Origin of the sequence: Rhodanobacter sp. C01, assembly GCF_002001045.1 — a bacterium.
In the GTDB taxonomy this organism is placed as follows: domain Bacteria; phylum Pseudomonadota; class Gammaproteobacteria; order Xanthomonadales; family Rhodanobacteraceae; genus Rhodanobacter.
Genome location: NZ_MUNR01000007.1, coordinates 88,256 through 102,326 on the forward strand (window position 1 = coordinate 88,256; position 14,071 = coordinate 102,326).

Annotated in this window: 17 protein-coding genes; 8 read left to right on the top strand and 9 right to left on the bottom strand. The window is 64.9% G+C overall.

Features of this window, described 5'->3' with window-relative positions; translation table 11 throughout:
- Positions 1 to 62: 62 nt before the first annotated feature.
- The 3 genes from B0E50_RS04405 to B0E50_RS04415 are packed head-to-tail and all read left to right on the top strand — an operon-like array spanning position 63 to position 2,688.
- On the top strand, positions 63 to 1,829 hold the full coding sequence (locus tag B0E50_RS04405) for a patatin-like phospholipase family protein (RefSeq protein ID WP_077440016.1): 1,767 nt from the start codon (positions 63 to 65) through the stop codon (positions 1,827 to 1,829).
- Complete coding sequence (locus tag B0E50_RS04410; RefSeq protein WP_077439974.1) at positions 1,826 to 2,362, top strand: gamma carbonic anhydrase family protein; 537 nt, start codon at positions 1,826 to 1,828, stop codon at positions 2,360 to 2,362. The genes B0E50_RS04405 and B0E50_RS04410 overlap by 4 nt, the downstream gene beginning before the upstream one ends.
- On the top strand, positions 2,359 to 2,688 hold the full coding sequence (locus tag B0E50_RS04415; RefSeq protein WP_077439975.1) for a phosphotyrosine protein phosphatase: 330 nt from the start codon (positions 2,359 to 2,361) through the stop codon (positions 2,686 to 2,688). The genes B0E50_RS04410 and B0E50_RS04415 overlap by 4 nt, the downstream gene beginning before the upstream one ends.
- 12 nt (positions 2,689 to 2,700) lie before the next feature.
- Here B0E50_RS04415 and B0E50_RS04420 read toward each other — a convergent pair whose 3' ends face one another.
- The 4 genes from B0E50_RS04420 to B0E50_RS18250 form a co-directional block, all read right to left on the bottom strand.
- Positions 2,701 to 3,258 carry an energy transducer TonB gene (locus tag B0E50_RS04420; protein ID WP_077439976.1) on the bottom strand — a complete coding sequence of 186 codons (558 nt, stop codon included), beginning with the start codon at positions 3,256 to 3,258 and terminating at the stop codon, positions 2,701 to 2,703.
- Positions 3,259 to 3,434: 176 nt separating this feature from the next.
- Entirely contained in the window at positions 3,435 to 5,153 is a 1,719-nt protein-coding gene (locus B0E50_RS04425; RefSeq protein WP_254427178.1) for a peptide-N4-asparagine amidase, read from the bottom strand.
- A gap of 394 nt (positions 5,154 to 5,547) precedes the next feature.
- Positions 5,548 to 6,228, bottom strand: coding sequence for a zinc-binding dehydrogenase (locus B0E50_RS18245; RefSeq protein WP_217343201.1), 681 nt, complete (start codon positions 6,226 to 6,228; stop codon positions 5,548 to 5,550).
- Between the two features lie 27 nt (positions 6,229 to 6,255).
- The gene (locus tag B0E50_RS18250; protein ID WP_217343202.1) at positions 6,256 to 6,696 is read right to left on the bottom strand and encodes an alcohol dehydrogenase catalytic domain-containing protein; all 441 of its coding nucleotides are present in this window, start codon (positions 6,694 to 6,696) and stop codon (positions 6,256 to 6,258) included.
- Between the two features lie 88 nt (positions 6,697 to 6,784).
- Between B0E50_RS18250 and B0E50_RS04440 the strand changes: the two genes are divergently transcribed.
- Positions 6,785 to 7,144, top strand: a complete 360-nt coding sequence (locus B0E50_RS04440) for a MerR family transcriptional regulator (RefSeq protein ID WP_077439978.1) — start codon at positions 6,785 to 6,787, stop codon at positions 7,142 to 7,144.
- 5 nt (positions 7,145 to 7,149) lie between these two features.
- Here the strand turns inward: B0E50_RS04440 and B0E50_RS04445 are convergent, their stop codons facing one another.
- A complete protein-coding gene (locus B0E50_RS04445; protein WP_077439979.1) occupies positions 7,150 to 7,410 on the bottom strand; it encodes a YkgJ family cysteine cluster protein in 261 nt (86 codons plus the stop codon).
- A complete protein-coding gene (gene aroE / locus B0E50_RS04450) occupies positions 7,407 to 8,237 on the bottom strand; it encodes a shikimate dehydrogenase (protein WP_077439980.1) in 831 nt (276 codons plus the stop codon). Before aroE ends, B0E50_RS04445 begins: the two co-directional genes overlap by 4 nt.
- 154 nt (positions 8,238 to 8,391) lie before the next feature.
- On the opposite strand from aroE, the gene B0E50_RS04455 reads away from it, so the two are divergent.
- Positions 8,392 to 8,649: a hypothetical protein gene (locus B0E50_RS04455; RefSeq protein WP_077439981.1), complete on the top strand. Its 258-nt coding sequence runs from the start codon at positions 8,392 to 8,394 to the stop codon at positions 8,647 to 8,649.
- 50 nt (positions 8,650 to 8,699) lie between these two features.
- On the opposite strand, the gene B0E50_RS04460 is transcribed toward B0E50_RS04455, so the two are convergent.
- A complete protein-coding gene (locus B0E50_RS04460; protein WP_077439982.1) occupies positions 8,700 to 10,184 on the bottom strand; it encodes a RimK family protein in 1,485 nt (494 codons plus the stop codon).
- A 253-nt stretch (positions 10,185 to 10,437) separates the two neighbouring features.
- Here B0E50_RS04460 and B0E50_RS04465 point away from each other — a divergent pair, with 253 nt between their 5' ends.
- A complete protein-coding gene (locus B0E50_RS04465) occupies positions 10,438 to 10,911 on the top strand; it encodes a GNAT family N-acetyltransferase (RefSeq protein WP_077440018.1) in 474 nt (157 codons plus the stop codon).
- A 143-nt stretch (positions 10,912 to 11,054) separates the two neighbouring features.
- Positions 11,055 to 12,542, top strand: coding sequence for an efflux transporter outer membrane subunit (locus tag B0E50_RS04470; protein ID WP_077439983.1), 1,488 nt, complete (start codon positions 11,055 to 11,057; stop codon positions 12,540 to 12,542).
- A 49-nt stretch (positions 12,543 to 12,591) separates the two neighbouring features.
- Here the strand turns inward: B0E50_RS04470 and B0E50_RS04475 are convergent, their stop codons facing one another.
- Together B0E50_RS04475 and B0E50_RS04480 are read right to left on the bottom strand one after the other, a co-directional pair.
- Positions 12,592 to 12,864: a hypothetical protein gene (locus tag B0E50_RS04475; protein WP_077439984.1), complete on the bottom strand. Its 273-nt coding sequence runs from the start codon at positions 12,862 to 12,864 to the stop codon at positions 12,592 to 12,594.
- A gap of 203 nt (positions 12,865 to 13,067) precedes the next feature.
- On the bottom strand, positions 13,068 to 13,757 hold the full coding sequence (locus B0E50_RS04480; protein ID WP_077439985.1) for a hypothetical protein: 690 nt from the start codon (positions 13,755 to 13,757) through the stop codon (positions 13,068 to 13,070).
- Positions 13,758 to 13,876: 119 nt separating this feature from the next.
- Here B0E50_RS04480 and B0E50_RS04485 point away from each other — a divergent pair, with 119 nt between their 5' ends.
- Positions 13,877 to 14,059: a lipoprotein gene (locus B0E50_RS04485; RefSeq protein ID WP_077439986.1), complete on the top strand. Its 183-nt coding sequence runs from the start codon at positions 13,877 to 13,879 to the stop codon at positions 14,057 to 14,059.
- Positions 14,060 to 14,071: the final 12 nt, after the last annotated feature.

The following is a 14,071-nucleotide window of genomic DNA, read 5'->3' on the forward strand; positions in this document are numbered from 1 at the left end:
CATGGGCTCGCGACGGCACCGTGATGCCGTTTTGTCATGGATCGCACCGTAACCTTGCCGCCATGTCGCCATCGGATGTCGCCGAGCTGCTTGCGCACAGCGGAATGTTTGCGCAACTGGATGCACCTGGGCGTGAAGCACTGGCCCGTGAGCTGGTATGGGTTGGCCTGCCCGGCGGGCGGCCGTTGTTCAAACCCGGTGAATCGGCCGATTCGCTGTATCTGCTTAAAAGCGGCAGCCTGGGCGTATTCGACGACCGCTCGCCGGAAGATACCGCCGAGCTGACCCAGCTGATTGCCGCCGGCGAATGCGTCGGCGCGGCCAGCCTGCTCGGCGGCGAGCAGCGCATCCGAACCGTGCGCGCACTGCGCGACTCCGAGCTGTTGCGGCTCGATCGGGATGCCTTCGAGCGGCTGCTCGGACGTCATCCGCAGGCCATGCTGGGTGTGGCGCGAATGGCGATCGAGCGATTGCAGCGGCGTGACCACCGTGCGGATCAACTCGGCGCATCGCGCACGTTCGCCATCCTGCCGATCGATCAATCGGTGCCGGCGCGTGTGCTGGCGATGCAATTGGCGCAGGCGCTGGGAGCTTACGGCAGTTGCGGTGTGATCGATGGCGAGCTGGGCACCGGGCGCAGCGGCGACTGGTTCGCCGACCGCGAGGCGAAGTCGCGCTTCGTGATCTATCTGGATGCGAGCGGCGACCCGCTATGGCGCCAGCGCTGCCTGCGCCAGGCCGACGTGCTGCTGTTGCCGGCGCTGGCTGCGCAACCGGCATGCGCATGGCCGGAAGCCGCCCTGCTGGATCCGAAACGCACCGGCCATCGCACGCGCCATCTGGTGCTGCTGCATGCCGGCCACCAGGTCAGTCTCGGCACGGCGCAACGCTGGCGGGCCCCGTTCACCGGCGAGCTGCGGCATCACCATATCTGCCACGACAGCGACATCACACGACTGGCGCGGCTGGTCAGTGGGCAGGGCCGCGGCCTAGTGCTGGCCGGCGGCGGTGCGCGTGGTGTAGCGCATCTGGGGGTGTTGCGTGCGCTCCACGAAGCAGGCCACAGCTTTGACACGGTCGGCGGCACCAGCATCGGCGCGATCATCGGTGCCGGGCTGGCCTGCGGCTGGGAACTGCAGGCGATGACGGAAACCTTGCGCCGCGCCTTCGTGCAGGGCAAGCCGCTGTCGGACTGGACGTTGCCACTGGTAGCGATGACCCGCGGCCGACGTGCTTCGCTGATGCTGCAGCAGGCTTTCGGCGCGCTGGAGATCGAGGATCTGCCGCTGCCGTATTTCTGCGTCTCCACCCGGCTGTCCGGCGGCGGCATGGCCGTGCACCGGCGCGGTCCGCTGTGGCTGTGGTTGCGTGCCTCCAGCGCGATTCCCGGCGTGCTGCCGCCGGTGCTGCATCAGGGTCGCGTCCATGTCGATGGCGCGCTGGTCAACAATCTGCCGACCGACGTGATGGCCGCTGATGGCATCGCGCACATCACCGCGCTGGACATCCGTGCCGATATCGCGCTGCTCACCACCGCCGAGGAATCCTCGACACCACCGCTGTGGCGTCTGCTGCTGCAACGACGTCAGGACATCCGCCGGCCGGGCCTGGTCTCGACCCTGGTACGCGCCGGCATGGTCAACGGCGAGACGGCGAGCGAACAGCGGCGCGAACGCGCCGATCTGCTGATCACGCCATCGCTGGAGCACATCGGCATGCTCGACTGGAAGGATTGGCAGCGCGCGATCGATGCCGGCTACCGTCACACGATCGAACTGCTCGAAGTCCATGCCCGCGAGGGCACGGCGACGGTTACCATGCGTCCATGAATTCCCCGCGCAGCTACAAGGGCATCACGCCCACCCTCGGCGAACGTGTCTACGTCGATCCCGCCGCCACCCTCATCGGCGACGTGGTGCTCGGCGACGACGTGTCGATCTGGCCCGGCACGGTGCTGCGCGGCGACGTGAACTACATCCGCGTCGGGGCGCGCACCAGCATCCAGGACGGCAGCATCGTGCACGTCGCCCACGCCGGCCCGTACGGTCCCGGCTTTCCCTGCCTGATCGGCGCGGGTGTCACCATCGGCCACGCCGCAGTGGTTCACGCCTGCACGATCGAGGACTACTGCCTGATCGGCATGCACGCCAGCGTGCTCGACGGCGCGGTGGTGAAGAAGCATGGCTTCGTCGGTGCCGGCGCACTGATTCCACCAGGCAAGGTGGTCGGCGAGCGCGAGCTGTGGCTCGGCAATCCCGCGAAGTTCGTGCGCCTGCTCAGCGACCGCCAGATCGAGCAGCTGCATTACTCGGCCGACCACTACGTGCGGCTCAAGGACGAGTACCTCGCATCGGCCCGATGACGTCACGCCGCGTGCTGTTCCTGTGCAGCCGCAACCGGTTGCGCAGCCCCACCGCCGAACAGGTGTTCCGCGCGTGGCCGGGGCTGGAGGTGGATTCTGCCGGCCTGGCCGAGGATGCCGAGGTGGTACTGACTGCCGAACAGCTGGACTGGGCGGAACTCATCATGGTGATGGAAGCCAGCCATCGCCGGCGCCTGCACGCACGCCATCGGACCCGGCTCAAGGGCAAACGGGTGATCTGCCTGGATATCCCCGATATTTACGCCTTCATGCAGCCCGAGCTGGTCGAGCTGCTACTGAAGAAGGCCGGGCCATTGCTGCGTTGAAGACCCGCAGGATCACATTCCCGGCGTCGCGTGTCCCGCATTCGCCTGCTGGATGCGCTCGGCTTCCGCCTCGTGCCGTTTCGTTTCGATGTTGCGTGCCGCCGAGAGCTTGCCGCCGAGCAGGGCCAGCGTGAAGTTGGTGCTGTCGAACTCGCGTAGCAAGTCGATTTCACGGCGAGCCTCGTCCAGGTCATCCTGATTGATAGTGCGCTCGATTTCCTCCGAGGCGCGCGGAAAGGACTCGCGCAGCGCTTCCTGCGCGCCACGGTTCTGCGGCTCCAGTTGCAGCACGCTGAGATAGAACTCGTAGGCGTTGCTTCCGGCCGGCGCCACCAGGCGCCCATCGTGCATCGCATTGCGAGCCAGACCGAGCAGGATCTGGGTACCGCTCTGGGCATCGTTGCCGGATGCGTCGGCGACGTTGCCGGATGAGGTGTCGGCGGTGTTCGGCGAAGCGTTCGCCGTGGCGTAGCTGTACCAGAAGATACCGCCGCCAGCGACAACCACGAGAAGCAATGGAACGAGAACAAGTGCGTGGCGACGCGACGAGATGGAAAGAAATCGAAACATGACACCTGCTGCGTGAACGACAACCGCACGCGGAAGTTGCCGCAGTCGGCGCGCTCCCGGCGGATCCCGGCGGATCCCGGCACGATAGCCACGCCGTGTTTCAACCGTGTGGCGACATGCCATCCGCACGCCGTCGCCGCCTGGGCGGCGACGGCGTGATCCTCACTAGGCAACCGTCACCAGCCCAGCATGGCGTTGCCGGTATCCGGCGAACCATCCGGATGGCTGAACCAGTACACGCGGTTCTGCTGGTCCGGGCAGCCCTTGCCGCTGTCGTAACTGGTTACGACCCCGCTAGTCGCCCCCACATCACTGCGATAGCAGCCGCCCAGCGAATCGTGGAAAGCGAAGGTCTGCGTGCTTTGCTGGCCGGTGTGGCCGGTCACGTTTTCGCTGGCGTCGAAGTCCAGCGTATCGGCGCTGTCCACCGTGTTGTTCACCTTGGCCGAATACAGGCTGATGCCGAACAGCTGATACTCGCTGCGCTTCGCATAATCCTGGTGCGCCACCGTGGCAAGCGTGAAACTGCCGTCGGCAGCGAACTGCTCGTTGATGTCCAGATGCAGCGGATAGCGGACACTCTCGCGGTATTCGCCAGTGACGAAACCACCGACGCTGCTTTGGCTGACGCTGTCGGCCGAAGTCAGCTGGTCGGTTACCTGACGATACGTGGTGGCGTTGATGGTGAAGCCCTGGGTGTCCGCAAAACCTACCGTCTGCTCCACCTTGGTATGCACGCGGCCATGCGAGGTGTCGGCATAGCCCTGGATGATGAAATGCCGGCTCAGGTTGGTGTTGATGTCGCCCGTGATGTCGCCGGCGGCATCCGTGCTCAGGGTGTCGCCGATCGTCGGGGTCGGCGGCTGGCCAACCAGGGTATTGCGTTCGATCTGCCCGCTGACCTGCCTGGCATGCGCATCCAGATACACCAGCAGGGTGGCGGTGGCGGAGAAATAATTGCTGGCACCGGCCACGCTCAACGCAACCTGATGCGGTACGCCGTTGCTGAGCACGCCGGCGAACGGCGTGAGGTCGACCCTGTACGGCATGAAATTCAGCGTCTGCACGCCGGGTGTGGGGCGCCACAGGTAGGGATCGATGCCGCCGGTGTAGATCCATGGATACACCGGTGCCACGCCGGCAGGCTGCCCGTCGATGCTGATCTCGGCCTCGCGGAAATTGCCGCCACCGCATTCCTGCACCTCGGCGGCGTACTGGTCGGGCACGCAGGTGTACCAGAACTCGTCGGCATTCTGGCTCTGCACGAATACGTCGAGATAGGCACGCTCGACATTGCGCGGCAGACTGAATGCCTTTGTCAGCTGGCTACTGGAATTATCCAGCTCGGTGGTGCTGCCCACCGGATCGCTGCCCAGCGGATACACCACATCGGGCGCGACGGCCGCCGGCGTGCGTGCTGAAACCGGGTAGAACAACAGCCGTGCGCTGCCGGCGATCACCCCGGTATAGGTGCTGTTGACCACGTTGCCGATGATCGCCTGACCGTTGCCAGCTTGCCGCAGCAAGGCGCTGTAGTCGGTGAGATCGCGTTCCACATGCCAGCTTGGCGCAACTGCGGACGAAGGTTCCTGGGTCGTGCCGAAATACAGGTTCACGCCACCAAGCCACAGCGTGGCGGTGCGGTCGTACTGGCGCCCGGCGGTGACCGAGAAGTCCGCCTCCAGCACCACCTTGGCCCAGCGCGTGCCGCAGCCGGCAGGCGGCGTGTAGGTATAGGGACGGGTATTGAAATCGGTAAAGGTCACGTTGCTGAACAGCTGAACCACACAGGGTGTGCCTGAGGGCCGCGGCACGGCAGGATCGGCCACCGTGACGTTGGTCGAACCTATCGGACTGCTGGCGGCAATGGCACCAAACGCGCTACAGGCAAACATGCAAGACAGTCCGGCGGCTGCCAGACGACGACGGAAGAGCCCCTTCGGCAACATGCGTGTATCCCCACGTGATGATGCCCCCTGTCCACTTACGCTAGCACAGCGAAGCCACGCGAAAATGGCGTTGCCGTCGGCATTTTTATCCTCGCCGGCAACGATGGCTCAAGCGCAGGAAGTTGCGACCTCAAGCAACATGAGCCATGCCAGCGCGTGCGCACGATCACTACTGCACATCACCGGTTCGGCTTGCAGACTCGCACATACTGCCAGGCATCGCGGATCGCCGAAGATCGTGCAAAGGTTGTCGTCGGTGAGCTGCACGCAACGAATACCTGCCGGCTTGCTATGGGAATGTATCAAACCCTATCGCTGCAGGCCTCTTGCGTCACCAAAATCAGTTGCCGCCAAGACGTCCATAAGGTTCACGAGCAACGATCACCTTCGTTGTGCGGGTTGTGAAGGCATCCGGCGCATCGTTCCAATCAGCTACCAGCGTCGCGACTTTAAGTGGATCGAATATGCCCTGCCGCACCAGTTCGATGACATCCGGCAGGTCGCGCCGAGGGTGCGATATACCCACGTGCATCGTTGTGCTGTTGGCATACATTTGCATCAAGGGCAGACTGGTTCGTTTGGCGAAATAGAAGCCTACCGCTGTACAGCTCCCACCCGGTGCCAGCGAGCGCAGCGCATAGCGCAACCCGGCGGCGGTGGAGCTGGCATCCACGGAAACAAGATAGGGCCCGTTCACGCGCGGTGCGTTGCGAACGAACCAGGAGGCTCCACGCTTGATTTCCATAGCGCTCGCTCCGAGTGCTTCAGCGATGCGCAGCCGCTCGGGATCGTAATCGACGTAATCCACCCGCGATGCGCCAAGCGCAACCGCCATGCCGGCGGCATAAAGCCCGATGCTGCGCGCTCCGCCTCCAACCACCAGCACTGGCGCGCCTGGTCGCTGGGCGAGTGCCGGGCCGACACTGCGCCACGCATCAGGCATGTTGTCACTGGCGCTGGCCAGTTTGAGTGGATCGATGTCGTCGGGTACCGGAACCAGCATGGCGTCGGCGAATGGCACGCGAAGCAGATCGCAGACGGTCCCTCCCTAGGGACCCATCGATGCGCCGAATCCATACCCAGAAAGCAGTGTGCTGCCAGCCTGCATGCAATGGGAGGTATGCCCGACATGGCAGGTTGGACAACTGCCGCACGATATCGACCAGGGCACGATGACCAGCCGGCCCTTCTGGATGTGTTTTACGTCCTCGCCGCATTCAAGCACTTCGGCAATGCATTCGTGGCCGATCGCAAACGGTTTGCCATAGGGATACGGACCCAGCAGTTCGGGTACCAATGGATCGAAGTAATGCAAGGCGATGCCGGCACGCAGGGCGGTAGTCACATGGTTGAAGATCGGCAGACTGTCGCCATCGCAACGCGCGGCGATCACTGGCCGCACCAGCGCCTCACCCGGGCCGCCCAGGATTGGCGGCGCCGCCGAGCGCCACGCCACGCGTCGGGTCTTGATAAACGCCAGTTCGCGCATATTCCTGCGTCCGTTGGATTATTTCAGGCAGTCTAAAGTCGGGGCTCAAGCCCCAGGTCAAGCGGTTTGCGGCGATGGAGGGGCAACGATGAGAACGGGAGCATTGATCCGGCGCGCGGGCATCACACGTGACACGCTGCGGTATTACGAACGAGAAGGTGTGATAACGCCGCCAGCACGCTCAGCCAATGGCTATCGCGACTACCCGGAACGGGTACTGGAGGAAATTCGCTTCATTCGGCTAGGACAGTCTGTGGGTCTGCCGCTGCGAATGATTCGCCGCGCGATTCCATATCTCATCGCGCCGCAACCTGGTTGTCAGGAACTGCGCGCGGTATTGGAAACGCAGATGCAAGCGATCGACGAACAAATGCACAAATTGCGCTCGGCGAAAGCCCGTCTCGGTAAGTGGCTGCTCGCCAATCGCGCTGCGACAGCAGCCGGTTGATTCGCCTAGCGCGTGGCCATTTCCAGCGCATCAAGGTAGGTCAGCGCATGCTGGCGATCCATCCCGCACATCGCCAGCTCCGGCTTCAGCCCGCTGCATACGGCGGGGCGTCGCGGATCGCCGAAGATCGCGCAACGGTTGTCGTCGGTGAGTTGCACGCAACGGACACCGGCCGGCTTGCCGTGCGGCATGCCGGGGATCGGTGAACTGATCGACGGCGCGATGCAGCAGGCGCCGCAGCCGGCCCGGCAGGCCAGTGTGCTCATGCGGTCTGCTGGCGCAGCAGCTGGTATACCGGTTCGGTCTCCGGTCGCTGGCCGTGCCAGAGCTCGAACGCATCGGCGGCGGTTTCCACCAGCATGCCGAGGCCATCGAACGCGTAGCGTGCGCCGGCGGTCTTTGCCCAGCTCAGGAATCCGCTGGCCGCGATGCCATACGACAGGTCGTAGCAGAGTGCACGGGCGCCGACCAGCGAGAATGGCAGCTGCAACGAGGCGCCCAGCACTCCGGCCGAGGTAGCTTGGACGATCAGATCGTAACTGCCGATATCGGCCAGATCCTCCCAGTAACGTGTGTGTGCACGCGCCGGCTCGCCGATCGCATCGGCAAGTGCATCGGCCGCCTCGGGCGAGCGGTTGACGATGGTCAGCGTGTGCACGCCGGCATCCAGCAGGTTCCACGCCACGCCGTGCGCGGCACCGCCGGCACCGAGCAACAAGGCAGTGTGGCCGCGCAGATCGACACCATGTCGTTCGGTGATGTCGCGCACCATGCCATCGCCATCGGTGTTGTGCGCGGCCAATCTGCTGTCCGCCAATCGGGTCAGCACATTCGCGCTACCGGCACGTGCGGCTGCATCGCTGCGCTGCTCGGCCAGCGCGAAGGCCGCTGCCTTGTGCGGCAGCGTGACATTCGCGCCGCGACCACCCGTGGTGAAAAAGTGGCGTACGGCGGCAGCGAAGTCGGCCGGTGCCGCGTCAATCGTGCGGTATTCCAGCGCGATGCCGAACTGTTGCGCGAACGCCTGGTGGATCTGCGGCGACAGGCTGTGGCTGATCGGATGACCGAAGACGGCGAACTGAGCTGGATCCATGGAGTTTCCCGGGTGATGGCTGGTGCCGCGACGGCGTGCTGGCATGCATTCTACAAGCCGCGACTCCCGCGACCTTCGCCTGCCGCGCGGGTCGCAGCCGGTGAGATGGTCGCGCCGCACGATCCAGTCGTCCTTCGCCGAACGGAACATCCCGATGCGCCCGCAGACACGTCACGTCGCACGTCACTCGCACCTTCCCGCCATCGCGTTGCTGTGGCTGCTCGGCGGCAGCGCCCTGCTGCTGACTACCCTGGTTCCGCTGCACACCGCCCTGCTCGGCTGGACGCCGACGTTCTGGTTGCTCGGCGCCCCGCTAGTCGTGTTGCTGGTGCTGGAACCGACGCTGCCGCGCCAGCTGCTGGCGCTGTACCGGGTACGCCGCCATACACTGCATGGCGCAGCCTGGCATTGAGTTTGTGCTGCTCGCGAACCTCGGCAGGGCGTAGCAGCCGCGGTCCCGACTCAGCCGGTGATGCCTTGCCGCTTGCGCTCCATCCGGCGCAGGAATTCCTGCATGATCTGCAGATACAGCCCGTCGCCCAGATGGGCGTCCTCGACTCCGGCATCGATCGACGGATTGTCGTTGACCTCGATCACCACCGGCTTGTTGCCGACCTGCTTGAGGTCGACGCCGTAGAGTCCGTCGCCGATCGGCTGGGTCGCCTTCAACGCCAGCTTGATCACCTCGGCCGGCGCCTCGCTCACCGCGATCGTCTCGAAGCCGCCGGACTTCGCGGTGCCCTTGGCGCCGTGGTTGTAGATCTGCCAGTGACCGCGCGACATGTAGTACTTGCACGCGTACAACGGCTCGCGGTTGAGCACGCCCACGCGCCAGTCGAACTCGGTATAGACGTATTCCTGCGCCAGCAGCAAGGCACTGTGCTGGAACAGTTCGCCGGCGGCCTTCTCAAGCGCCTGCTCGCTTTCCACCTTGACCACGCCGCGCGAGAACGAACCGTCGGGAATCTTCAGCACCAGCGGGAAGCCGAGCTTGGCGACGACTTCCTTCATGCCCTTGCTGTCGTCGCGGTAGAGGATCTCGGTGCGCGGCACGGCGAGCTTGCGCGACACCATCAGGTCGTTGAGGAAGATCTTGTTCGTGCAGCGCAGGATCGAAGTGGGATCGTCGATCACCACCATGCCTTCCTTCTCTGCACGATGGGCGAAGCGGTAGGTGTGGTTGTCGCTGGCGGTGGTTTCGCGGATGAACAGGCCGTCGTATTCCGCGAGACGCTGGTAGTCGTTCTTGCCGATCGGATCGACCTCGATACCGAGCTGCTTGCCGGCGGCGATGAAGGCCTTCAGCGCCTTCTTGTTCGACGGCGGCATCTGCTCGGCCGGATCGACCAGCATCGCGATGTCGTAGCGATACAGCTTGCGCGCGCGCGGCTTGCGCCACAGCTTCTTGGAGAAGCGGTCGAGTTCCTCGGCGAACGCGTCTTCCTGCGCATCGTCCAGCGTCTGCAGACCGACCGGCTTGATCGAGCTGACCTGCCACACGCGATCGCGCTCGAACTCGATGCGCAGCAGCGGGCAGGGGAACGACTCGAACACCTGCCGCGACAGATCCTGCAGCGCCGGATAGGCGGTCTCGCCGAAGTAGACCAGGATGCCGAAGTCCGTGGTGTCGCGGCCGCCGGCCGGCAGGAAATGGGTCAGCTTCTGGTTGAGGTCGTTGATGTCCACGCCGTACAGCGAACGCCGGCGCAGGTCGTTCACCGTGCGCACCGACGGCATCACCTTGTGCCCACGCGCCTCGGCCAGCAGCGACACGTAATAGCCAGTGCCCAGGTATTTGTAGCTGCGGCACAGGTTGATCACGTGGGTGCGTTCGTCGTCGCCACCGACCGGCTCGCGCAGGTAGTCCATCGCGCTCATGACGTCGACGGAGGGGTAGTACGAACTCCAGTCGGAGGCTTTTTCGACAACGATGACCAGACGGGTCATGGCACCACTCAGGTGATCCAGCTATGGCGGGATGCCCCTGCGCGTGGCGCGATGGGACACACAAGGCGCGCAGTTTGGCACAGGGGATGTCCTGCACAAGGGCAAAGCGCTGAAGCCTGAATAAACAGCATCGGCCATGATCCGACGATGCCACAAAACACGGGTATCGCATGGCGTCGGCTGCTAGAGTCCGCGCGTGCCGATCACCCCCACCCACCTGCTGCACCACCCTCGCCGGAAGGAACCCGAAAGCATGCATCCATTGCCTGCCAGCGCCAGCGTGCGCGTACGCCGCGCCGAATTGTCCGACCTGGATGATCTGGTGACGCTGGAGGACAGCAGCTTCGACACCGACCGATTGAGCCGCGCACAATATCGCCGCCATCTGGACAGCGACTCCGCGCTGGTGCTGGTGGCCAGCGCCAATCACCGCAACTTCCTCGGTACTGCGGTGGTGTTTTTCCGCAAGGGCAGCCGCGTGGCGCGACTGTATTCGATCGCCAGCAAGCCCGAGGCACGCGGCAAGGGTGTCGGTGCCGCCCTGCTCGAGGCTGTCGAGATGGCGGCACGCCAGCGGCGCTGCCATGCCGTGCGGCTGGAGGTGCGCGACGACAACGCCGGTGCGGTGCGCCTGTACGAACGCCACGGCTACCGGCATATCGGTCATTACCCGCATTACTACCAGGACGGTACGCATGCGTGGCGCTACGAAAAGTCACTCGATTGAGTCATCTGGTGGCATCGCCCTGACCAGATGCAGCGCAATGCATGGTGCGGGTTTATCATGTCGCTGCGATCGAGGGGATTAAGGGAACGTCGCGACGCCGCACACACGGCGTCTCCAACCGTCCTGCCTCATGAGATTTCCCGATGTCCATGCGTTTCCTGACTCTTGCCACTGCGCTGACCCTGGCGCTCGCTGGCTGCGCGACCAGCCGCGGCCTGCATCCCGACAACCAGCTGACCGATCCGCAACACCTCGCCACCGGGCACACCCTCGCTGACGTGAAGCTCACCCCGGCGGCATGGCCGACGCAGGACTGGTGGGTCGGCTTGGGCGATCCGCAACTGTCGGCGCTGATCGATGAGGCGCTGAAGAACAATCCCGGTCTGGCCGCTGCCGACGCAGCAGCCAGACTGGCGCAGGCCCAGGTGCAGGGTGCCAACGCAGCCCGTGGCCCGCAGGTGGATCTGGACGCGGCGGCGCCAGGCGCGCGTTTTTCCAGCAAGGACTTCGCCTATCCGATAGAAGATCTGGGCACGTTCGCCTGGGCCAAATCGGCCACGCTCGATTTTTCCTGGGGACTGGATCTGTGGGGCGGCAAACGGGCTGCCTGGGAAGCCGCGCTGGGTCGCAGCCGTGCCGCCGAGATCGATGCCCATGCGGCACGCATCCAGCTCTCGGTGAACGTGGCGCGCGCGTATATCCAGCTCGGCTATGCGTTCGCCCAGCAGGATGTCGCCGATGCCGAATTGCAGCGCACCGGCAAGGTGCTCGAACTCGCCCGCCGTTACGTGACCGCCGGCCTGGGTACGCCACAGCAGCTGCATCAGGCCGACTTTGCGGTGGCCAGCGCGCAACAGCAGAAGGCCCAGGTCGAGCATGCCATCGATGCCGTGCGCAGCAGCCTGTCGGTGCTGCTTGGCCAGGGCCCTGACCGCGGCTTGCAGATCGCCCGGCCGCGCGTGTTGAAGCCAGCCGATCTCGCATTGCCGGACAACCTGCCGGTGAACCTGATCGGCCGTCGTGCCGATCTGGTCGCCGCGCGCTGGCGCGTCGAGGCAGCCGGCAGGACGATCAAGGCGGCGAAGACCGAGTTCCTGCCGAACATCAGCATCAGCGCGATGGCCGGCTTCGTCGCGGTGGGCGACAGCAGCGGTCTGTTCCAGCTACCCGCACGCACCTATGGCATCACCCCTGCACTGAGCCTGCCGATCTTCGACGGCGGTCGGCGTCGCGCCAATCTGGCGGCGGCCGATGCCAGCTACGACGGGCTGGTGGCGCAATACAATGCGACCCTGGTGCACGCGGTCAACGAGGTCGCCGACAACTACGCCGCACTCAAATCGATGCGTAGCCAGATCGCCGCCGAACAACGCGCGCAACAGGACGCGCAGCGGGCCTGGGACGATACGATCAAGCTCTACAAGGGCGGTCTGGGCAGCTCGCTCGAAACGCTGATCGCGCGCCAGCAGCTGCTGGCCGCACAGCAGCGCATGGCCGCGCTGGACAGCCAGCAGATGGATCTATCGGTGCAACTGATCCAGGCGCTTGGGGGCGGTTACGACGCAACCGTTCCAGCGAACGGTGCGGATGCCGCCAGGACGAGTTTCAGCAACAGCACCCCGGCTCGCTGAAACTGCCGATTCCGCCCTGACGGGCGGAATCGGCAGCGCATGGTTGCAATCAGTGACGGTTCGCTGTCTCGGCGGCCATCTTGAGTTCACGGCTGGCCTGGTCGAGCAAGTCCTTGGCCTTCGCCGCATGGCCGTCCATGTCCCATTCGTTGGCCTGCTGCGCATCGGTGATGCGCTTGAACGCCTGGTCGGTCAGCCGTTGGGCGGCGGCGATATTCGGATGGCGATGCGCACTGACATCCTGCGCGGGCGGTGCCGCGAATGCCGTGGTGGCGGCCAGTGCAAGACCTGCGGTCAATACGATGAACTGCGTGCGCTTCATGCTGCTCTCCTGGATTGAATTCGGTTGGTTGAAACCACCCCCGTGATCTGCCGGACCCGTACTGCGCGGACTTGTCTCCGGCACAACGGGCAACCGGCAAATGCAGCGCCAATCTAGCAGTGCGGTCCCATGCCACGATGGCTCAAGTTCCTGCGATTCATCTGCAGTTGGGCATCATCGCCACGGGTCATCGACACACCTGCTCAACCGCCGAAGCGGGAACCGATCCGTTGCGCGGTGGCGTCATCCGGTCGCGCCACCAGCGCGCCGGTGCGCATCAGGCTGATGCTGTAGTGGCCCTGGTCGACCAGCGGCAGAAACGCGCCGCTGCCGTAAACGGTGTCCACTTCGGGCAGCCATTGCGGATACTGCCTGCCGAGTGTGAGCAGATCGAAGGCATGGGCATCGACCAGGCTGATGACGCTGCGCGGGGCGCTGGCCTCCTGCGCCGGATCGTCGTAACGGCCGGACAGCCGGTCGAGTCGGTACAGCGGCGGCAACCCGGCCAGCAGCGCGGGCAGTTTCCACTTCAGCACCACCGCCTCGACACGCCAGTCGTCACCGACCAACTGCACCTGCCGGGTACTGCCATCGGGCCAGCTCAAGGTAAGTGCCCAGCGCTGTGGCGACAGGATGCGCGCATCGATGTCGACCACCGGGGTTTCGTCGCCCAGCAGACGATAGCCGCGCAGTGCAATGCCGGTGCCGGCCAGCAGCACGGTGAGCGCGAAGCAAGCCAGGCACAGCAGCGCACGCCAGCTGGCCGCCAGCCGGAAGCCGTTGTGCAGATGCCGGCGCAGAACGACCAGCTGGACCAGCGTGATCAGCATGAAAACGGCCGCCAGCACCAGTAGTACCGTCATCGGCATGCGCAGCAACGTGCTCCAGTCCATCGTCTCGTTCCTCGTCGCCTCGGTGTGCGATCTGGCGTGCATCATAACGGCGATGACCACGCTGCGCGGTTGATTCAGCGGGCCTCGCTATACTGCGTCCGTCCACAGGAAACTTCGCCATGCACCGAACCGCCTTGCTGCTGCTCTGTCTTGTTGTCGCCCTGCTCGCCGGCTGTGGCCAGAAGGGTCCGCTGGTGCTGCCACCGACCAAGCCGGCCACGGCATCGAGCACGGCGAAACCGCCGGTGCCGGCGCCGGTGCCGGCAACCAGCAGTACAGCCCCGACCAACGAGCAGCATTGATCGCAACCTCGC